Annotated in this window: 17 protein-coding genes; 10 read left to right on the forward strand and 7 right to left on the reverse strand. The window is 65.2% G+C overall.

The features are described from left to right. The first annotated feature begins 192 nt into the window (after positions 1–192). The 3 genes from DS837_RS28770 to DS837_RS28780 all read left to right on the forward strand — a co-directional run bounded on the left by DS837_RS28770 (position 193) and on the right by DS837_RS28780 (position 2,734). Positions 193–885 carry a TVP38/TMEM64 family protein gene (locus DS837_RS28770; protein ID WP_149167871.1) on the forward strand — a complete coding sequence of 231 codons (693 nt, stop codon included), beginning with the start codon at positions 193–195 and terminating at the stop codon, positions 883–885. 49 nt (positions 886–934) lie between these two features. Next, positions 935–2,143, forward strand: a complete 1,209-nt coding sequence (locus DS837_RS28775; RefSeq protein WP_149167872.1) for a glycosyltransferase family 4 protein — start codon at positions 935–937, stop codon at positions 2,141–2,143. 291 nt (positions 2,144–2,434) lie between these two features. Beyond that, entirely contained in the window at positions 2,435–2,734 is a 300-nt protein-coding gene (locus DS837_RS28780) for a hypothetical protein (RefSeq protein ID WP_149167873.1), read from the forward strand. A 72-nt stretch (positions 2,735–2,806) separates the two neighbouring features. Here DS837_RS28780 and DS837_RS28785 read toward each other — a convergent pair whose 3' ends face one another. The 7 genes from DS837_RS28785 to DS837_RS28815 all read right to left on the reverse strand — a co-directional run bounded on the left by DS837_RS28785 (position 2,807) and on the right by DS837_RS28815 (position 12,090). After that, complete coding sequence (locus DS837_RS28785) at positions 2,807–3,667, reverse strand: amino acid kinase family protein (RefSeq protein WP_149167874.1); 861 nt, start codon at positions 3,665–3,667, stop codon at positions 2,807–2,809. A 13-nt stretch (positions 3,668–3,680) separates the two neighbouring features. Beyond that, positions 3,681–4,493 (reverse strand): amino acid kinase family protein, encoded by an 813-nt coding sequence (locus tag DS837_RS28790; RefSeq protein WP_149167875.1) that lies wholly within the window; start codon positions 4,491–4,493, stop codon positions 3,681–3,683. A gap of 277 nt (positions 4,494–4,770) precedes the next feature. Then, the gene (locus tag DS837_RS28795; protein WP_149167876.1) at positions 4,771–8,106 is read right to left on the reverse strand and encodes a carbohydrate-binding domain-containing protein; all 3,336 of its coding nucleotides are present in this window, start codon (positions 8,104–8,106) and stop codon (positions 4,771–4,773) included. A gap of 197 nt (positions 8,107–8,303) precedes the next feature. After that, positions 8,304–9,032: a nucleotidyltransferase family protein gene (locus DS837_RS28800; RefSeq protein WP_149167877.1), complete on the reverse strand. Its 729-nt coding sequence runs from the start codon at positions 9,030–9,032 to the stop codon at positions 8,304–8,306. 46 nt (positions 9,033–9,078) lie between these two features. Further along, positions 9,079–10,011, reverse strand: coding sequence for an NAD-dependent epimerase/dehydratase family protein (locus tag DS837_RS28805; protein WP_149167878.1), 933 nt, complete (start codon positions 10,009–10,011; stop codon positions 9,079–9,081). A gap of 419 nt (positions 10,012–10,430) precedes the next feature. Further along, positions 10,431–11,015, reverse strand: a complete 585-nt coding sequence (locus DS837_RS28810; protein WP_149167879.1) for an NUDIX hydrolase — start codon at positions 11,013–11,015, stop codon at positions 10,431–10,433. A 31-nt stretch (positions 11,016–11,046) separates the two neighbouring features. After that, positions 11,047–12,090 carry a GHMP family kinase ATP-binding protein gene (locus DS837_RS28815; protein ID WP_149167880.1) on the reverse strand — a complete coding sequence of 348 codons (1,044 nt, stop codon included), beginning with the start codon at positions 12,088–12,090 and terminating at the stop codon, positions 11,047–11,049. 317 nt (positions 12,091–12,407) lie between these two features. Here DS837_RS28815 and DS837_RS28820 point away from each other — a divergent pair, with 317 nt between their 5' ends. The 7 genes from DS837_RS28820 to DS837_RS28850 are packed head-to-tail and all read left to right on the forward strand — an operon-like array spanning position 12,408 to position 19,709. Beyond that, positions 12,408–13,178, forward strand: a complete 771-nt coding sequence (locus DS837_RS28820) for a transketolase (RefSeq protein WP_247890187.1) — start codon at positions 12,408–12,410, stop codon at positions 13,176–13,178. After that, complete coding sequence (locus DS837_RS28825; protein ID WP_247890184.1) at positions 13,175–14,140, forward strand: transketolase family protein; 966 nt, start codon at positions 13,175–13,177, stop codon at positions 14,138–14,140. Before DS837_RS28820 ends, DS837_RS28825 begins: the two co-directional genes overlap by 4 nt. A gap of 48 nt (positions 14,141–14,188) precedes the next feature. Further along, positions 14,189–15,154, forward strand: a complete 966-nt coding sequence (locus tag DS837_RS28830; protein ID WP_149167882.1) for an NAD-dependent epimerase/dehydratase family protein — start codon at positions 14,189–14,191, stop codon at positions 15,152–15,154. A gap of 5 nt (positions 15,155–15,159) precedes the next feature. Continuing rightward, positions 15,160–16,143, forward strand: a complete 984-nt coding sequence (locus DS837_RS28835; protein ID WP_247890185.1) for an aldo/keto reductase — start codon at positions 15,160–15,162, stop codon at positions 16,141–16,143. Further along, complete coding sequence (locus DS837_RS28840) at positions 16,140–16,931, forward strand: TylF/MycF/NovP-related O-methyltransferase (RefSeq protein ID WP_149167884.1); 792 nt, start codon at positions 16,140–16,142, stop codon at positions 16,929–16,931. Before DS837_RS28835 ends, DS837_RS28840 begins: the two co-directional genes overlap by 4 nt. A gap of 8 nt (positions 16,932–16,939) precedes the next feature. Then, on the forward strand, positions 16,940–17,893 hold the full coding sequence (locus tag DS837_RS28845) for a class I SAM-dependent methyltransferase (protein WP_170296030.1): 954 nt from the start codon (positions 16,940–16,942) through the stop codon (positions 17,891–17,893). Between the two features lie 13 nt (positions 17,894–17,906). Beyond that, positions 17,907–19,709 carry a glycosyltransferase gene (locus DS837_RS28850; protein ID WP_345772131.1) on the forward strand — a complete coding sequence of 601 codons (1,803 nt, stop codon included), beginning with the start codon at positions 17,907–17,909 and terminating at the stop codon, positions 19,707–19,709. Positions 19,710–19,830: the final 121 nt, after the last annotated feature.

Raw genomic sequence — 19,830 nt, forward strand, 5'->3', positions numbered from 1 at the left:
TAGAAGGTATGCACTTTCGGAGCATTTTAGTATGTTCCGTTCCGCGCTTTCAACGCAAATGTCGATGATGAGGATGGCCGTTCCGGTTTTCGGAGATGTGCCGCTCATGATCGTCTCTCGCGGTGCGGTAGCGCCCGTGATATGCAAGCCGGACCATAGAAGCCCAGTTCGATAAACCGAAGGCCCGTAGCCATGGCCGAGCGCCGCACGCCCTCCCTGTCCACCCTCCGCAACCTGGGGCGGGGGCTGCTCGTCCTGCTTCTGCTCGGCGGAGCCGGAGCCTGGTGGGCGTGGCATGGCGCCTTCGGAATGGACGCGCTCCAGGACGTCCTGCGCCACCATCCCGCGGCACCGGTGCTGTTCCTGCTTCTGCACATCCTGGCCAGCCTGCTGTTCTTCCCGCGCTCCGTCATGGCGATGGTCGCTGGGCTGGTCTTCGGTGTCTGGTGGGGCGGGGTGCTGGCGGCCGCGGGCAGCGTGATTGGCGCCTCCACCGGTTTCCTGCTGACCCGCTATGTCTGCGACGGGCTGGTTCCGGCCCTGGACGGCGCGCGCTGGGGCGATGCCCTGCGCCGGTTGGAAACCGGAGGCTGGCGCGCCGTCGCCATGCTGCGGCTGGTCCCCGTGCTGCCGCACAGCGGGGTGAACTACGCACTCGGCCTGACGCGGGTGCGGCTCGGCGCCTACGCCTTCGGGTCGCTGGTCGGGCAGTTGCCGATGACCGTCGCCTTCGTGCAGTTCGGCGCGGCGGGCGATCACGCCCTGGCCGGCAAACCGGACTGGATCGCGCCGACCGTCATCGGCCTCAGTCTGCTGATCCTGTCGGTTCTGCTGCCGAAGGTCGGGCCGAAGCTGCGGGAGAAGTTTGGCGCCGGGCGCGCCTGACGGTCAGGTTTCACCAAAACGGTCCGGCCGGCTCTCTTGCGGAGATACCATGAACATCGTCTTCATCCACCAGAACATGCCGGGCCAGTACAAGCATTTGGCCGCCCGTCTGGCCGCCGATCCGGCGAACCGCGTCGTCTTCATCACCAAGCGCACCGACCGCGAGATTCCGAACGTCCGCCGCCTCTCCTACCAGCCCAGCCGCAAGGCGCGTGAGAACGCGCACCCCTATCTGGTGTCCACCGAAAACGCGGTGCTGCACGGGCAGGCGGCGGCCCGGCTGTTGATGGGGCTGCGCGAGGAAGGATTCCGTCCCGACGTCATCGTCGGCCATCCGGGCTGGGGCGAAACGCTGTTCGTCAAGGACGTCTTCCCCAACACCCCCTACCTGAACTACTGCGAGTTCTTCTACCGCGCCCAGGGGCTGGACGTCGGCTTCGATCCGTCGGTCCCGGTCAATGCGGACACGGTGCTGCGGCTGCGCATGCGCAGCACGCCGCTGCTTCTGGCCTTGGAGGCGTGCGACCGCGGCATCGCCCCGACCGAGTGGCAGCGCGACTCCCACCCGGCGCCGTTCCACCCGAAGATCGAGGTCATCCACGACGGGGTGGACACCGCGCACCTCCTGCCCGACCCGGACATCCGCGTCACCTTGGCCGACGGCACGGTGCTGACCCGCCAGGACGAGGTGCTGACCTACGCCGTGCGCAACCTGGAACCCTACCGCGGCTTCCCGAGCTTCATGCGCGCCCTGCCGCGCATCCTGGAGGCGCGGCCCAAGGCCCATGTGCTGATCGCCGGCGGCGACGAAGTCAGCTACGGCTCGGCACCCCCCGGCGGTGGGAGGAACTGGCGGGACACCATGCTGGCCGAGGTGCCGCTGGACCCGGCGCGCGTCCATTTCCTGGGACACCTTCCCTACGACCAGTATCTGTCGGTCCTGCGGCTGTCGCGGGCGCACGTCTACCTGACCTATCCCTTCGTCCTGTCCTGGTCGATGGTGGAATCCATGGCGCTCGGCTGCGTGGTGATCGGCTCCGACACCGCCCCGGTGCGGGAGGTCATCCGGCACGGCGAGAACGGGCTGCTGGCCGACTTCTTCTCCCCCGAGGACATCGCCGCCAAGGCTATCGCGGTGCTGCAGGACCCCGGCGCCTTCGCCCCGCTGGCCCGCGCCGCGCGGGAGACGGCGGTGGAGCGGTTCGAGCTGTCCCGCTGCCTGGAACGCCAGATCGCGCTGATCCGCGCGATGGCCTGAGGCCGAAAAGTCCACACTCCGTACGGCAATATTTTCCCGGCGGGTGGGCAGAAGCCGCCGTCCATGGAGAGGATTTTGCCGGGTGCGCGGGCCGGAATCGCCTTTTCGCAAACGCGAAATGCCACACCCGCACCAGGGGCGGCGGCGGGCCGGAATCCCAGGCATTTGTTTGATTTTGAGATAATTTCCAAACGAAGGCCCGGAAATGGCCGGATCGGGGCGCGGGCCATGGCATGGCCCTTGCGATGATATGGGTACTAAATCCGGCGAACCCGAACACGAGTGCCTGCCATGTCCATGACCGCAGTCCAGCCGATACCGGCCGCCTCGGCGACCGCCTTGGAGGCGGACGACGCCCCCTCGCTGTCCAAGTCCCCGCGCCGCGGCGGCTTCGCCTGGGAAGCCGTGAAGACCCTGATCGCCGTCGCCGTCTTCGCCGCGATGCTGCTGCCTGTGGCCTTCCCGTCGAAGGCGAGCCCGCAGGGCCGGCTTCAGCAGGCGTCCTCGGAGGACATGGCGCTGTCCGCCGTGAAGGCTGTGGCGAAGGCCGATGGACAGAAGGCCGTCCGCAAGCCGGTGGCGAGCAACTGAGTTTCTGAAGATACCCGTTCACGCGACAAAGGCGTCCGGCGCCGGACGCCTTTGTCGCTTCTGCCAGATCGATCAGAGCGGCCGGGCACCGTTGCGGATGCCGGTGCGGATGATGGTGCCGACATGCTCGCCGCGCAGCGCGGCGGTCAGGCGGCCCGGAACCAGCCCGTTGACGACCTGCACGCGCTCCAGGTGGCGGGCGTTCGCCATCACCTCCAGCAGAGCGCCGTCCAGCGGCAGCGTGCCGCCCCGCTTGGCCAGCTCGGCGGCGGTGGTCTCGCGCAGCAACTCCGCCGTGCCGCCTTCGGGGCCGTTCGGGTCGGTGGTGTGGATGCCGTCCACATCCTCCACGATGGTCAGCCCGGCGGCGCCCAGGGCGTCGGCCAGCAGGAAGGCGCCGGTGTCGGCCCGGTGCTGCGGGATGCGCGAGCCGGGGAACTCGTGGTGATGGTAGGGCGGGAAGGCGCTGCCCACCACCGCGCGGGCGGCGGAGAGATGAACCGCGAGCTGGTTCGCGATGGTCCCATGCTCGACGTAGGACACGCCGTCCGGCGAGAGCAGAGCAGCCAGGATGTGGCCGTTCTGCCCGGCTTCCGTCGCGGCGAGCGGGGCGAGTGAGCCGACCGGCAAGCCGAGGTCCAGCCCGACGCTGTAGAGGTGGCGGGCGCGGATGCCGGCGCCGGTCAGGATCAGCAGCCGGTGCTCCGGCAGGACGCTGCGGATCTCCTCGACGATCGGCAGGATCGCCTCGTGGCCGCGGTCCATGATCGACCGCCCGCCGATCTTCACGACCTGCAGCCAGGGCAGCAGGCGGATCGGGCGGACGCCGGCGACCGGGGCGGTCAGGCTGCCGTCGAGAAGGGTCTGGCGCGCGAGCGGCGAGGCCACATGCTTGATGCTGTTGGCAGGCTTCTTGTGCTGGGTATCGGACATGGCGTGTGGTCCTTCAGCGCGCGGTGATGATGGTGCCGACATGCTCGCCGGCGAGCGCGCGGGTCAGGTTGCCGGGGACGAGGCCGTTGATGACCTGCACCTCGCGGACGTGGCGGGCGTTCTTCAGCAGGTCGAGCACCGGGAATTCCAGGATCGAGTCCTGAAGCCCCTTCGCCTTCATCTCGTCCACCGTGATTTTCGGGATGAAGGTGGCGTTCCTGGAGGTCTTCGGGTTCCCGGTGTAGAGCCCGTTCTCATCCTTCACGTAGATCATCGCCTTGCAGCCGAACTGTTCGGCCACCAGGAAGCAGCCGGCGTCGGTGCGGTAGGGCGGAATGACGCCCTCGGCGGCGGGCCGCATCCACAGCTTGTAGGGCGGCATGCCGCTGAAGACGACGGCGTTCACTTCGGCCAGGAATAACGGTACCGACGACAAGCCGGCGCCGTCCACCGCGGAGATGCCGTACTTGGCGAGGAGTTGGCCGAGCATCGCGGCGTTCTGGTCGGCGACTGAGCCGCCGAGTTGCGAGAGCAGGCCGGCCGGCAGGTTCAGCCCCGCCGCGATCGAGTAGATGTGACGGGCGCGGGTGCCGGCGCCGGTCCCGATCAGCAGCTTGTGCTCCTTGCGGGCGGCGACGATCTCGTCGACCAGCGGGTAGACGGCGGCGCGGCCGCGGTCGATGACGCTCTGCCCGCCGATCTTGAGCACTGTCGCGTTCGGCAGGATGCGGAAGTCCGCCGCGGCCTCCGCCGCCGCCAGAAGCTGAGCGTCGGTCAGCGACCGCTGCATGAGGAGCGCTTCAAGCTCCGCTGTCGTGCTGGTCATGAGGGGCTGTTCCCTTTCGGTTCGAAGGCATGCCGGTGCATTTCCGCCCTGACGATCCCGCAAGGCGGCGTACTGGAGACTGGCTTTTGTATTAAGCGTTGTTCGAACCGTGAGACATTCCCGTGGTTGCGTCAACCCGGAAAATGAAAAGATCATTGTTTTTCATAGCGTTATGAAGGGCGTGGTGATAACGCCGATGCATCGCTCATGAAACCCCGGCTCAGCCGTCCGGTCCGGCCGCAGGGCTTGGCCTGCGGGGGCCAGTTGCAAAATTCGGCTACAGGGTGATGAAGGCGATGTAGGAATCGTTGCCGGCCATGCCGGTGGTGACGGTCATCGCGCCCACCGACTTTCCGGTGAAGGTCATGCTGGCGTCGATGGTGCCGTTGCCGTCGATGTCACAGCGGACCGTGGCGCCCTTGTAGCCCTCGGCGCCGCCCATCTCCTCCCAGGTCAGCCGGGACTGGCCGGGCACGAAGCCCCAGAGGGTCGCCCACTCGCCGCGCTCCAGGTCGACGATGGTGGACCAGGTGACCTCGCCCCCGCGGCCATCCACGAAGAAGGTGTCGTGGCCCGGCCCGCCGATCAGCCAGTTGGAGCCCGATCCGCCATCCAGCACGTCGTCGCCGGCGCCGCCCCAGGCCGCGTCGTTGCCGCCCATCAGATGGATGAAGTCGTTGCCGTCCGACCCGCCGACCACCTCGTCCTCGTCGGTGCCCAGGAAAGCCCATTGCAGGTTTGCCACCGGCCCCTCGTAGGCATAGGCGGGCACGGCCTGCTGCACCCCACCGACGGTCCGGCTGAAGGGAACGAAGGGCCGCTCCGGGGCGGCGTCGGGGAGCGGGGACGAGGCGGGCGGAGCGGCCGGCGACGTCGGCAGCGCGCCGCCGTCAGGCTCGAGGGCCGGCGGTGTGACGGGGGTTCCGTTGTCGGGCACCGGCACCGGGGCGGGCGGCTGGTTGGTCTGGGGATCGGACGGGGGCAAGGGGGTGATGCCTCCGCCGCCTTGCTGCGGGGGCACCGTGCCGCCGGCGGAGACGATGCCCATCAGCGTCCAGGCGAGATCCTGGAGGCCGGCGGTGAGCGCCGGGGACAGCGGCAGCAGGCTGTAGTCGTGGTTGTAGGCGTCGGCGAACAGCGGGTCCCCGGTCCGGTCGGTCGTCCCGTAGGCGCCGACCTGGTGCAGGAAGTTGGCGTCGATGGCGTTCTGCCCGGCCGACAGGATCGTGACATAGCCGCCGAGCGGCGTCGTCCCCGACACGAGGTTGCCGGTGACCGTGTTGTTCGCCGGAATGCCTGCCGCGCCCGCCAGGGGAACCCATTCGATGCGGATGAAGCTTTCGCCGTTGGCGCCGAGCACACTGACGTTGTTGGTGACGCTGTTGTCGTGCCCGCCATGGATCATGACGGCGGCCCAGGCGGTGTCGCGCAGGAAGTTGTCCATCACCGTCACGCCGCTGGTCAGGTCGTCCAGATAGATGCCGTAGCCTTTGTAATCGCGCAGCCACTGGCCGGTGCTGGTGGTGGCGATGCCGCCGGTGTGCTCGACCCGGTTGCCTTCAATCCGCGTCCCGGTGCTCAGGTTCGATCGCCCGAGCAGCTCGATTCCGCCGGAATCCGCCGTCTCCAATCCCGTGTTGCGGACGCGGTTGTAAAGGATGGCGTTGTTCAGGCTGATCGTCGCGGTGTCCCAGTTCTTGACCGAGATGCCGTAGCGGGAGCTGTGGTCGATGTCGTTGTGGGAGATCACCGTGTCGCTGATCCCCGACGCCATGATGCCGCCGGCGTATTTGCGCACCTCGCCGATGTGTTGGATGCGGTTGCCGGTCACCGTGTTGCCGATCGACTGGCCGGTCAGCGCGATGCCGTTGATGCCGAGATGGTCCAGATAGTTGCCGCTGACCAGATTGCGGTCCGACCCCTGAGTCAGACGGATGCCGGTGCCGACGTTCACGAAGCTGTTGCCGGCGATGGTGTTGACGTCACCGTTGAGGATGTCGAGCGCGTTGCCGTCCGTCGTCGTGTTGGTGAAGGTCAGCCCCTGGATCGTCACCCCGTTGGCACCGTTCAGCCGCAGCAGCGTGCCGAGCCGGGCAACCTCCACCCCGGTCCCGGTGAAGTCCTCCCCCGCCTTGATGACCAGCCGTCCATCCGAGGCGCGGTAGGCGAACTCCCCGACCTGATCGACGTGGGTGCTGTTGCCCAGCAGCTTGAAGGTGGAGCCGTCGCGCATGGTGAAGGGCGCGTCGGAGGTGAAGGTCAGGGTGCGCGTCACCGTGTCGATTCCGGCGACGGTCAGGATCGCGTCCTGGAGCCGTTCGGTGTCGAAGACCTGGACCCGGCTGCCCGGCACCAGATCGGCGGTGGTGACGTCGCCCGCCCGGTAGCGCAGGGCGTTCCTGCTGGCGCCATAGGCGCTCGCGTCGGCGACGAACCAGCCGGTGGTCGGGTCCTCCGGGTCGTAGGCCCCCTTGGAGGCCAGCCGGTAGCGCACGCCGTCGACGGTGACGTCCAGACCCGGCGCGGCGGACAGGGGCGCCGACCAGACGCCGTTGCCCTCGTAGGTGAAGCCGGTGACCCGCTCGCCCCCGCTGAGGACCGCCTGCTCGCCCGGATAGCCGAGGATGCGGACCCCGCTGTCCGACGCGCCGAGGCCGAGCGTGCCCGTCGGATTGTAGGAGCCCTCGCGGACGTAGGTGGTCTTGACGGTGCCGGCGCGCATGGCCGCCTGCGCCCGCTCCAGGCTGGCGAAGGGGCCGTCGGTGCCCTCGGCGTTCGGTTCGGCCAGACGCCCGGACCAGCCGTCGTTGCCGGTCTTCGCCACGTAGAAGGCGTCGCCCTGCAGGGCCGCAGCGTCCGACGCGCCGCCCTGGAAGACCGGGGCGGCGACCGCCAGAGTGACGGAGCCGTCGTTGGACGGCGCGGGGGTGGCCATGGTCTTGCCGTTCACCGTCACGGTGCCGAGCGTCAGGTCTCCCACCGGCAGGATCCGCACCGTGTGGGCAACGGACGGGTCGAGGGTCACGCCGAAGGTGAAGCGCCCGGCGGTGCCGGACGTGACCTCCGCCTCCCCGGCCAGGGTGCCGTCCACCAGGACCTTGACGCGCACCGGCCCGGTGGCGGAAGCGCCGCGCGCCGCCTCGACGGTGATGGGGATGGGCCGGGTGATCACTTCCTCCGGCTTGGGCGGGGGGCGGACCAGCGGACCGCCGAACATCTCCTCCCCCAGACCGAAGGACAGCAGGCCGCCCCAGTAGAGCCCGACCTGGCCGGCGACCACGTCCTTTCCGTCCACCGCGCCCTTGTCGTAGGTGACGCGTGGGTCGGTGGACGTGACCTCCTGCCCGTCGACGGTGATGGAGCCGACGAAGAGGTTGCGGTCCACCCCGTTCACCACCCCGTCGTTGTCGTACCAGATCGAAATCCGGTGGGCCTGATCGGGATCGAGCGTGGCGGTGAAGCGGTAGGGCGTGCTGGAGGTGGCGGCGACCCACGCTTCCCCGATCATCACGCCATCGACCAGAAGCCGGAAATGCGGCGCTTGGCCGGCGGACACGCCCCAGGCGTTCACGACGATCGGGATGTCGATGGCCCGTTGCGGGGACGTGGACATGCGGGACCCTGGAGCCTTGCGGGCGGGAGTCCGCCCGTCCCGAGGGTTGCGGAATGCTCCCTCGCGTCCCGAAACTGACATACCACTATCGATTGGGGTGTGACATTGGTCCCAGAATGGCCACAGGAGGACCACTGGTCACAAACATACGGGATGAACCGGTTTTGGGGGCGTGTGGGTGGTGTGTTTGCCTTCGGCTAGGTGATGCTGTGGCCGATGATCACGCTGGCCGCAGCCGCAAGGCTTTCCGGAGTGCCGATATCGATGAAGCGCGCTTGGATGACATGCGCGTTGAGCGTTCCGGAAGGAACGACCTCCAGCACGTCGCGCTCGAGCGAGATGGCGCCGGTCGCGGGAATCCGGTCGAGGAAGGTGGTGGACAGCAAATACATCCCGGCATTGATCGTGCCGCTGCCCGGAGCCTTTTCGACAAAGCGGCGAATCCGGCCATCCGGCCCAATCTCCACGCGGCCGAAACGGGACGCATCCGGTACTTCCACGCACAGGACTGACGCCTCGGCTTCCGATCGGCGGTGCGCCTCGACGAAGGCGCGCAGGTCGACGTCGGTGAAGGTATCACCGTTCACCACCAGCACAGTGTCGGATCGCAGGGCGTCCCGTGCATGGCGTAGCGCCCCGGCGGTGCCCAGGGGCTGTGGCTCGATACGGCAGACCAAGTCCAGGGCGTCATGCCTTTCTTTCCGCTCCAGCCACATGGTTACTCGGTCGGCGAGATAGCCGAGGCACAGCACCACGCGCTGCGCACCGCAGGCGGCGAACTGGTCGAGCAGATGCCCAAGGAACGCCCGCCCGGCGATGGGAGCCAGGACCTTTGGCGTGTCGCCCAGCACACCACGGATGCGCGTGCCCAGCCCGCCTGCGAGAACCGCGACGTCGATGTTCGCCAGAAGCCTGTCGGCCTGCATTGCCGGTTTCTCCCTCAATCTCTCGTCCGTAGCGCGGTTTGAGGGATCACACGTTGCTGTGAATCCCGTTACGCAGCATGCGGTATCCCTTGATCAACTCCCGAATGCCGTCATCCAAGGAGTGGGCCGGCCTGTACCCGGTCGCTTCAATTCGTTCGTTGGAAACGATGTAATCGCGTTTGTCCGGATCTTCGCCGATCGGGGCTTCCAGAAAGACGAACTTGGGAAGATGCTCGCGGATCTTCTCGCACAATTCCCATTTCGACAGATTGGCATCTGACAGGCCGACGTTGTAGGGCCGATCCTTCATGGTTTCGAAATTCGCCAGTCCATGTAGGAAGGCGCGGGCAACATCCCGGATGTGAATGTAATTGCGTTTGAAATGGGGCTCGAACAGAACGACAGCGCGATCATAGACCGCGCGGTAGACGAAGTCGTTGACCAGCAGGTCGACGCGCATGCGTGGGGCCATGCCGAACACGGTCGCCAACCGGAAGGAGATGCTGTTGCCGCGCGCCAGAACGGCCTCTTCGGCTTCGACCTTGGTGCGGCCGTAAAGCGAGATCGGGCGCAACGGCGATTCTTCTGTGCAGTGTTTGCCCGCCTCACCGATGCCATAGCCGGAGTTGGTCACCGGCATGATCACCTTTTGGTTGCTGGACAGCAGACGCAGCAGCGTGAGGACGGCGTCACGGTTGGTGGTCGCGGCGGCGATGCGGTCGGCGTCGCACATCGGTGCGCCGACCAGTGCGGCGAGGGGGATGACCAAGTCGGCGGACTTGACCAGCGGCTTCAGCGTATTCTCGTCCCGGGCGTCGCCGCGCACGATGTCGAAGTTCGGGTTCGCACAGAGGTGAGCGAGCGAAATCTGCCGGAACATGAAGCTGTCGAGGATCGTTACCGTGTGTCCGGCGTCCAGCAGCGCCGGCGCCAGGATCGAGCCGATGTAGCCGGCACCGCCCGTGATCAGAATGTTCATACCTTCCCCCATGCTTCTCTTCATGCACATCGGTGGACAGACTTCGGCGCTGCGGGTGGGCGCGGTGGCCGGGGTGAGACGTCGTGTCGGCTACCCGCCATCCAGGGCTAAGCCATGGATGGTATGAGCGCTTACGAACCAGGCCGGGAATGCCAAGCACCGAGCGTTTATAACCGTCCGGATCTTGAGGACAGCCGTATATAATCCCCGACGCAAAGGCCAGGAATTTCCTCAATCGGTCCTGGCTCGACAAGGCGGCTTGCTCCGCATTTCCAGATACGGCCCACACTCCTGCCCGTGAGAACTGCCGCAACCCGGCAAAATTTGCCGGGTTGCGGCAAAATTTGCCGGGTTGCGGCAGTTTTTGCCCACGGCGATTATGGGAGTGTTGCGTTGGCCAGAAGCGCACAAAGCGGCCGTCACCCGTGCGACAGGTGACGCGCGTAACGGTACAGGGCGAGCGCCGTTGATGCATCCTCGATCCCCGAGCGGTCGGCGAGGGCCAACGCCTCGTCCAAAGCAAACCACTCAATCTGCCCAAGCCCCATTTCGCTCATGTCGCGCTCCTGGACATGACGGCAGTCCACGGCCGCGAACAAGGCTCCCCGGGCTCGGATGGTGGAGTTTTCCGGTGTGTAGAAGCCAAGCGGGACAAGCCCGCCGTCGGAGCAGGACAACCCGGTCTCCTCGGTCAGCTCACGGCGGGCGGCCACGTCTGGGGCCTCGCCGGGGTCGACAAATCCGCGTGGGATTTCCCAATTCCAGCGCTCGGTTCCCAGGCGGTAGACGCGCATGAGAAGAACGCGGCCATCCACGACCGGCAGCACCGACACGCCCGTCAGCATGTCCAGATGGTCGCCGTGCGGCACCAGCAGCAGATAGTCTTCGACCTGCGTTCCGTTGTTGCCCACAATGTTGTCGAAGCATCCGAGCCAAACCGTGTTGCGGAAACCAATTCGGCGGCTGCGGCGGACAAAAGGCGGCTGTTCGTCGTCAACGGGCATGAAACCTCGACGGTTTATGACGGTCGGCCGATCAGGTGGCTTCAACGGGTTCGCGGGACCAAGCTGGCGTCAGTGCGGGGGTCGGCAGCGCTTCCGACGGGCTGTAGAAGATCAGCTGCGCGCCACTTTCCTCAAAGCGGAAAGGCACATGCTGCAGGCCGGCAAGCGCGGCCCGGATCCGGGGCTGAGCCTCGGGCGGCGCGAAGACCAGGAAGAAGCCACCGCCCCCGGCACCCAGGAGTTTGCCGCCCAGCGCGCCATTCTTCCGCGCCCGCTCGTACAGCTCGTCGATGAAGCTGGTTGAAATGTGCGAGGACAGGGAGCGTTTCAGCGTCCAGGACTCGTGCAGCAGGCATCCGATGTCCTCGATGCTTCCGTTTCCGACCAGGATGCCGAGCGCGTCGTCGACCATCTGGCGCATGGCCAGCAGCTCTCCCTGCCGGTTGGGGATGTTCTGGATTTGGTGGGCCGCAATCTCCGAAGCCGTCCGGGAAATCCCCGTATAGAACAGCATCAGGTGTTTCTCGAATTCGTTCCTGCGCGCGAGCGTGAGGGGAACGGGGCGAACGGTGAAGTTGTCGGCGGAGAAGGTCACATGCTTCAGCCCGCCGAAGGCGGCCAGGATCTGGTCCTGCGACCCTACGTTTTCCTTGATGACATTCTGTTCCAGATGAATGGCCAGTTCCGCCAGGCTGCGTTGGTCGGACATCTGCCCTTTCAGGGCGCGCAGGGCGTGCAGAAGCCCGACGGTGAAGGACGAGCTTGACCCGAGCCCCGTCCTTGCCGGCAAATCCGCGTTGTGGACCAGTTCGATACCATCCGTGATGCCCATGTAGCGCAGGCAGGAGCGCACCGAGGGATGCTCGATCTCGTCGATGCACTTGGTCAGTTCGATGCGGGAATAAACGATGCGGTACTTTTGGTCAAAGAACGGCGGAAGATAACGGCAAGACAGGTAACAATATTTATCGATAGACGTTGCCAGGACGGCGCCGCCATGCTCCCTGAACCAAGACGGGTAATCAGTGCCCCCACCGAAGAAAGAAATCCGAAAAGGGGTGCGGGCGATAATCATCGTTTTTCTCCTGGAACCTGGCCGATCGGACGAAGCGGGGTCTTGTCCATTCGCGTCGCCTTCTGCCGAGCGCCACCGTTTCAAGTCACCCGCGGTTGATGCAATCGTTGCGCCACCTATAAACTGGCTTAGGAATTGCATGTCTTGAAGCCGGCCGCTTAAGATTGCCGCGCAATGGTAACCTATGGTTAACTTTGCAGTGACAATCCTCCCTCACCAAACGCCGCCCCTAAGTCTGCGCCGGAATGCAAAGCATGACAAATAATATCGATGACCTTCAGAATAAGGTCAAGCATCTTCGTCGCAAGGTCCTGGAAATGTGTTACGCTCATGGCGGTCATATTTCCACATGTTATTCCTGCGCAGAAATTTTAGTTGCCTTGTATTATGGTGGAGTGCTGAGAGTAGATTCCAAGAACCCTAACTGGGCCGACCGCGACCGTTTCATCCTGAGCAAGGGGCATGGGGAAACGATTATGTACGCGCTGCTGGCTGATCTTGGTTTCTTCCCGGAGGAATGGACGCGGACCGCCTACCGCGCCGGCTCGTGCCGGCTCGGGGGCCATGTCGACCACAAGATTCCCGGCATCGAGGCGACGGCGGGGGCGCTCGGGCACGGGCTCGGCATCGGCTGCGGCATGGCGTTGGCGGCCAAGATGGACGGGCTGCCGAACCTCCACGTCGTTCTGCTCGGCGATGCCGAATGCTCCGAAGGCTCCGTGTGGGAGGCCGCCATGTTCGCGGCCCAGCACAAGTTGGGGCAGCTGGTGGCCATCATCGACCGCAACGGCATCGGCTCGCTCGACTATACCGAGAACTACATCGCCCTTGAGCCCTTTGCCGACAAATGGCGCAGCTTCGGCTGGGATGTCGTCACCGTGGAGGACGGCCACGACTTCGCCTCCTTGCTGGAGGCTTTGCCGCAGTCCCGCCCGCGGGTTTCGGACCGGCCGCTCGCCGTGATCGCCAAAACGGTCAAGGGCAAAGGCGTTTCCTTGTTTGAAAACGATCCGATCTGGCACGTCCGGCCAGTGACGTCCGACATCATTGAGCAGGCGCGCGCCGAGTTGCTGGAGCAAGACGCATGACCACCGTGTCCAAGACCGATATGCGCGACGCCTTCTTCGGCACGCTGTACGACGTGGCGCGCGACAACCGCGACGTGGTCGTGCTGTCGAACGATTTCGGCGCTCCCAGCCTCGATCGCTTCCGGGCGGATCTGCCCGGCCAGTTCGTGAACGCGGCGATTTCCGAACAGAACATGATGTCCACGGCCGCCGGCATGGCCATGCGCGGCAAAAAGGTCGTGGTCTACTCGATCGCGACGTTCGCCACGTTGCGCGCGCTGGAGCAGACCAAGGTTGACATCTGCTCCATGAAGCAGCCGGTGACCATCCTGGCGGTGGGCGCCGGCTACGCCTACAGCACGGACGGGCCGACCCATCACGCGACCGAGGATATCGCGGTGATGCGCAGCCTTGCCCATATGGAGGTGCTGTCGCCGTCGGAGCCCGCCATGGCCGGCGCATTGGCCACCCAAGTGCCGTACACGTCGGGACCGCGCTACATCCGGCTGGACCGCGGCAAATGGCCCCTCCTGGACGAAACGGGACGGGATGACCTGTCCGCCGGCCTGCGCGTTCCGCGCCACGGGCAGGACGTGGTGCTGGTGGCCACCGGAATCATGGTGCATCGCGCCCTTCAGGTCGCCGACACGCTGGCCCAGCAGGGAATGTCCGCGCGCGTCCTTGACCTCTACCGACTGAAGCCTTTGGATTTGGAACGGTTCCGCGAGGCGTTGGCTGGCGCCAAGGCTGTAGCGACCATCGAGGAGCACACGATGCACGGCGGCGTCGGCAGCGTGGTGGCCGAAGCGATGGCCGATGCCGGTGTGCTGAAGCCTTTGAAGCGCTTCGCCATTCCGGACGAGTTGCTGTATGCCTATGGGGAGCGCGACACCCTGCACGTCGAGCGCGGGCTCGACGTGGACGGCATCGCGGAAGCCTTGGCGCGCTGGTTTACCCGCTTGCCCGCGCCGGCCGGCCGCTGACGGGCCGCGGCGGACATTCTGCAGTATTCAAGCAAGGGGTTTGGTGGCATGTTCAAGAAAATTCTGGTGACCGGCAGCTCGGCGGTTGCCGGTTCCGCCGTGCGGGCTGTGCACGGTGAATATCCCAACAGTGAATTCCTTTTTCTAACCTCGCGTGATTGCGACCTGACCGACGCCGAGGCGACCCTGCGCTTCGTTGAGCGTTCCGGGGCGGACGCGATTCTGCATCTGGCGGCGGTCAGCGGCGGCATCGGCCTCAGCCTGAAGCACCAGGGCAGCATGTTGCGCGACAACGTGCTGATGACCTTCTCCATCCTGGAGGCCGCGCGCAAGCTGGGCATCGCCAAGACCCTGATGACCCTGACCACCGGCATGTACCCGCCGAACGCGCCGCTTCCCTTGCGCGAGGAGTCGATCCACGATGGCGCGCCGCACGGGTCGAACTATGGCTCGTCCTTTGCCAAGCGCCTGATCGAACCCGCCATCCGCGGCTACCGCGAGGAATACGGGATGAGCGTCGTCGGCGTGATTCCGAACGGCATCTTCGGCGAGAACGACAACTTCAATTACGAAGACGCGCCGATGCTGCCGGCGCTGATCCGCCGCTTTTACGAAAACCGGCACACCGACGACCCCATCGTTATCTGGGGCGACGGCACGCCGTTGCGTGAGTACACCTACTCCCACGACGTCGCCCGCGCCTTCCTCTGGGCGCTTCACAATTACGATGATGCGCAAGTCATCAACACGGGCACCACCGAAGAGCACAGCATCCGCGACATTGCCTTCATGATCGCCGACATCATGGGCGTGGACCGCGACCGCATCGCCTTCGACACGAGCAAGCCGAACGGCGTCTTCCGTAAGAACAACGACAACGAGCGCTTCGTGGCGCTGTCAAATTTCAAGTACACGCCCTTCCGCGAGGGGCTGGAGCGCACCATCCGCTGGTTCGCCCAGGCTTATGAAACCGACCGCAGCCGGATCCGGCTGTACGGCAAGAGCAAGGGCTGACGGCCATGCGCTATCGTCCTCTCGGGCGCACCGGCCTCACGGTGTCGGAAATCGGCTTCGGCACCTGGGGGCTTGGCGGCGACTCCTATGGCCCAGCAGACGACGACGTGTCGCGCGCGGCGCTGCGCGCCGCCTTCGACCGCGGCATCACCTTCTACGATACCTCCGACCTCTACGGCGCTGGGCACAGCGAGACGGTGCTGGGGGCCGCGCTGGAAGATGTCCGCGCCCGCATCGTCATCGGCACGAAGGTGGGCCTCTTGCCGCACACCGGCTTTGCCATGCCGCAGGACTTTTCGGTCGCGCATCTGCGCGAAGGGCTGGAGGCGAGCCTGGACCGGCTGCGCACCCGGTATGTCGACCTTTACCTCCTGCACAGCCCGGAACTGGGCCTGCTGCGCGACGATCCGGAGATCATCGCGACGTTGAAGGAATTCCAGGCGCAGGGCAAAATCCGCGCGTGGGGGCTGTCCGCCCGCTCTCCCGCCGATGCCAAGGCTGGCGTGGAAGAGTTCGATTTTCCCGCGGTCCAGGTCAACTACAACATGATCGACCAACGGGCGCAGGACGACGGCCTGTTCGCCCTGGCCCGCGCGCGGGGGACCGGCATCATCGCCCGCACCCCTCTGTGCTTCGGCTATCTGACGGGCAAGCTGGCGGGCGACCACCGGTTCACCGGGCGCGACCATCGCGCCAACTGGCCCGCCGACCAACTGTCGCGCTGGGCCGAGGCGCCCGGCCTCTTCGCCCATCTCTACGACGCCGCCGGGCAGCGCACCGCCACGCAGCTTGCCCTGCAGTTCTGCTTGGCGGACGACGCGGTCTCCACGGTCATTCCGGGCATGATGACCGCGGCCGAGGTCGACGAGAACGTCATGGCCGCCGAACGACCGCCTCTGACTGCGGAGGAGCTGACGGACATCCGCTCCATCTACGCGTCCAACACCTTCTATGACCGTTCCGCCAAACAGAGGGGAAAGCAGCAGTGAGCTCGTCCGACCGCAACGATCACGGCCCGCGCGATCCAAACCGCTTCCATGAACCCTCGCGCACGACATCCGGCGAGGTGGACTTCCGTATCGGCATTGAGCACTACTTCGCCGAAGGCATCGGTACGAACGTCGAGAAGCTCCAGAACTTCCCGAAATACGTTCCGACGCAGGATCTGCGCCGCTTCGTGTCGCGCTACGAGCTGTTCAAGCAAGTGCTGGACGTGCACGGCTCCATCGTCGAATGCGGCGTGTTGTTCGGCGGCGGGCTGATGGGCTGGGCGCAGTTCAGTGAAATTTTCGAACCGTTCAACCACCTGCGCAACGTCATCGGCTTCGATACCTTCGAAGGCTTCGTGAACGTCAGCGAGAAGGACCGCACCGGAACGGCGGCGCAACTGAAGACCGGCGGCCTTGGCGTGGACGCGCAGGCCGATTTGGAGCGTGCCATCGGGCTGTTCGACCAGAACCGCGTCTTGAAGCACATTCGCAAGGTCCGCCTGGTGCGTGGCGACGCCTGCAAGACCATCCCGGCCTTCATTGAGGAAAATCCCCATCTGGTGGTGAGCCTGCTGTGGCTCGATTTCGACGTGTACGAGCCCACGGTCGCCGCGCTGCGTCATTTCCTGCCGCGCATGCCGAAGGGGGCCATCATCGCCTTCGACGAGCTGAACCACGAGGTGTGGCCGGGCGAGACCGTGGCGGTGCTGGAAGAGGTGGGCCTAAAAAACCTGCGCATCCGTCGCCTGCCCTACGGCTCAACCATGTCTTACGCAGTGATCGAATAACGGCGGGCTTGACGATGAACATCGGGGCGGACATCGACAAAAACCTTGGGGTCGCGGAACTGGCCGAGCTGTTTGGCGGCAGCCCGGACGAAGTCAGCCGCTGGTGCGCGCCCTTCCTCGACGCATTCGACTTCCGGTACACCGAACTCGCCGGGGCCGAGCGCGACGCCATGCTCTTGGAAGCGGTCAAACGGCTGGAGCCGAACGCCGTCTCGGTGGCCGGCCAGGGCCGCAAGCCCGACTGGGAAGCCGGCTGGAGCGAGAACCTGACGGAGTTCCTGGCCGGCGGACACCAGCTCGACGCCCTGGTCCCCAAGTACATCCGGCCCAACGAGGTCGTGCGGCTGTTCGGCCAGTACGCGCGGCCTCGCGCCCCGCATTTCATCCGCAACTATACGAAGACCTACCGGGCTTGGCTGGCCCAACGCTTCTTCGCCGATGCCGCCGCCATCTACGAATTCGGCTGTGGTCCGGGCTCCCATGTCGCCTACTTCGCCGAGACCTTCCCCGAGAAGCCCGTCGTCGGCTTGGATTGGGCGGCAGCGTCGGTCAACATCATGGAGGCCATCGCCGGCCATTATGGTTGGAAGGTGTCGGGCCACCGCTTCGACTTCTTCGCGCCGGACCACGGCATCCGCCTGCCGGAGGGGACCGCCGTTCTGACCTTCGGCGCGCTGGAGCAGGTCGGCACCAATCACGGGCCGTTCCTCGATTATCTGCTGGCCAACAAACCGTTGCGCTGCGTCCATGTGGAAGGCATCAACGAGTTGTACGACGAGGAGAATCTGCTGGACCGTCTTGCCCTGCGCTATCACCAGCAACGCAACTACCTGTCCAACCTGCTGACCCGTCTGCAGGAACTGGAAAAGGCCGGGCGTGTGGTGATCGAATCCGTGCATCGGCAGCGCTTCGGCACGCGGTTCAACGACACCTTCTCCCACGTCGTCTGGCGACCGGCATGACGCCTTGGCCGCGATGAATGCCGCCTGCCGAGCCAATGCGGAGGCCGTGACCGTGGCGGAACCGTCCATCCAGGACGTGCTTGAACGTCTTTTCGCGTCGGTCCGTTACCGCGACGCTTTGACGGTGCTCGATGGCGCTTCCGGCGCCATCGCACCGGGGATGGTGGCTGGATGGCGGCGGCGGCTCCTGGCGAACCTCGGGGATTTCGAAGCGGCCTTGTGCGCAGCAAGGGAAGCTGTGGCCTGCAACCCGGAATTTGCGGATGAGCATTTCCGCTTGGCCGAGATCCTGGCGCGTTGCGGCCGTTACGCCGACGCGTTCGTGGCGGCGCGCAACGTCTATGAAATGGATTCGACGGACATCCGTCCGTTGGCGGTGTGCGTGGAAGCGGCTTTGGCCGACCCCTCCCTGCGTCCGGCTTTCCTGTCATGGAGCAATCGGTCCGGTCACAGCGGAACCGCGCTTGCCGCTGCGCCGTTGGGCGGCCCGTCGTCAGGCATCCTCCTGCCGGTCGGGCGGGCGGCGTTCTCCTCGTTGGACGGTAACCATCCGGACGCGCTGAGCACCATCCATTCCGCGCAGGAACTGCCCTTCTGCCTGGCGTCTTCGGCTCCGGGAGGGGCGTTGGCGGCGCTGAGCTCGGGCTTTGCCCATTGTGTCCGCGTGTGTGATGCGCTCACCGCCATCCATCCGCTGGTCGACCACGCAACCGCCGCGCGCTATGTCGGTCAGCGCGCCCTGTCGCTGCTCGATGACGGCCAAGGGGCGGCTGTGGACTTGCTGCCCACTTTGCCCATGACGGTCGGGCAGCGTCCTTATGTTCTGCTGTTCGACTTGATTCCGGCCCTGTTCCAACCGTTCGAGCCTTATGTGCGGCATGGAATTTCAGCCAGCCGCTCCCCGCTCTACTGGATCGTTCGGGCCTTTCTGGAGTCGTCCCACTGCGTATCGATCTATTCGCCTTACCAAAAAGCGCAATCGCTGCTCGGCCGGTTCTTCAAGAGCCCGGTCATCGAACGCAAGACCACCCTGGTGGATCACGTCAGGCCGACCGCAGCTCGGTCTGCGACGACTTCGCTTGCGTGTGGGGACGGCCTTCGGCGCCCTGATCAGCCGACGTTGTTGTTCACGGCAAGCGCGATCAATCCGCAGACAAAGTTTTACCTGCGAGGCGGGGCCTATGTGCTGAAGCTGTTCGAGGCGCTGTCGAACCGCTTCCCCAACCTGCGGCTCATCCTGCGCACGCCCCTGCCGGACACGCTCGCCCCAGCCTTGCGGGATGTCGCACTTAACCACCCGAACGTGCATCATATAGACCGGGAGTTGAGCTACGAAGAATATCTGGCAATGTTCCAGAAATCCCACATTTTCCTATCGCCCTCGGCCGCCTTGTACATGAACAGCGCTCTGAACGCGATGCGTCATGGTGCGGTGCCGGTGATCACCGACGCTTTTGGTAGCCCTGATCTGATCAGGCATGACAGAAACGGTGTCCTTGTTCCCATGCCGCCGGAAGCGGTCGCCATGGACGCCGAAAACGGTGAATTTTCCCAGGATCTCCGTGTCTTCATGGACGCCGAAGCATTGGGGAGCCGATCGTTTCTCGACCGACTGAGTGATGCGGTGGCTGGTCTGCTCGAAAACCCGGAGCGTTTGCAACGCTTGTCCCGTCAGGCTATGGACGATGTTGCGCAGGGTTTTCCCGGTTGCCCGACCGGAACGCCGATGTCAGAAATTTTGGAGCGGGCTTTGTCCGACGGGAAAAACGTAATTTTGCGCGGGGAGGGCATTGATTTCCTAAAGGCTCCCTTGTGATGCTCAATATCTTGGCATGCAACTGATCGAACAGAGATTGCAATCGGCATGAGTTGGAAGGGCCAGAATCATCATGTGTAGTTCTTCTTGAATGTGGCAAAAGGGTGAGCAAACCATCAAC

Origin of the sequence: Azospirillum brasilense, assembly GCF_008365405.1 — a bacterium.
Classification (GTDB): domain Bacteria; phylum Pseudomonadota; class Alphaproteobacteria; order Azospirillales; family Azospirillaceae; genus Azospirillum; species Azospirillum brasilense_D.

Excerpts from the sequence above, each read along its gene's own strand:
- DS837_RS28770 (WP_149167871.1), top strand. The coding sequence starts at position 193 with ATGGCCGAGCGCCGCACGCCCTCCCTGTCCACCCTCCGCAACCTGGGG.
- DS837_RS28775 (WP_149167872.1), top strand. The coding sequence starts at position 935 with ATGAACATCGTCTTCATCCACCAGAACATGCCGGGCCAGTACAAGCAT.
- DS837_RS28780 (WP_149167873.1), top strand. The coding sequence starts at position 2,435 with ATGTCCATGACCGCAGTCCAGCCGATACCGGCCGCCTCGGCGACCGCC.
- DS837_RS28785 (WP_149167874.1), bottom strand. The coding sequence starts at position 3,667 with ATGTCCGATACCCAGCACAAGAAGCCTGCCAACAGCATCAAGCATGTG.
- DS837_RS28790 (WP_149167875.1), bottom strand. The coding sequence starts at position 4,493 with ATGACCAGCACGACAGCGGAGCTTGAAGCGCTCCTCATGCAGCGGTCG.
- DS837_RS28795 (WP_149167876.1), bottom strand. The coding sequence starts at position 8,106 with ATGTCCACGTCCCCGCAACGGGCCATCGACATCCCGATCGTCGTGAAC.
- DS837_RS28800 (WP_149167877.1), bottom strand. The coding sequence starts at position 9,032 with ATGCAGGCCGACAGGCTTCTGGCGAACATCGACGTCGCGGTTCTCGCA.
- DS837_RS28805 (WP_149167878.1), bottom strand. The coding sequence starts at position 10,011 with ATGAACATTCTGATCACGGGCGGTGCCGGCTACATCGGCTCGATCCTG.
- DS837_RS28810 (WP_149167879.1), bottom strand. The coding sequence starts at position 11,015 with ATGCCCGTTGACGACGAACAGCCGCCTTTTGTCCGCCGCAGCCGCCGA.
- DS837_RS28815 (WP_149167880.1), bottom strand. The coding sequence starts at position 12,090 with ATGATTATCGCCCGCACCCCTTTTCGGATTTCTTTCTTCGGTGGGGGC.
- DS837_RS28820 (WP_247890187.1), top strand. The coding sequence starts at position 12,408 with ATGTGTTACGCTCATGGCGGTCATATTTCCACATGTTATTCCTGCGCA.
- DS837_RS28825 (WP_247890184.1), top strand. The coding sequence starts at position 13,175 with ATGACCACCGTGTCCAAGACCGATATGCGCGACGCCTTCTTCGGCACG.
- DS837_RS28830 (WP_149167882.1), top strand. The coding sequence starts at position 14,189 with ATGTTCAAGAAAATTCTGGTGACCGGCAGCTCGGCGGTTGCCGGTTCC.
- DS837_RS28835 (WP_247890185.1), top strand. The coding sequence starts at position 15,160 with ATGCGCTATCGTCCTCTCGGGCGCACCGGCCTCACGGTGTCGGAAATC.
- DS837_RS28850 (WP_345772131.1), top strand. The coding sequence starts at position 17,907 with ATGAATGCCGCCTGCCGAGCCAATGCGGAGGCCGTGACCGTGGCGGAA.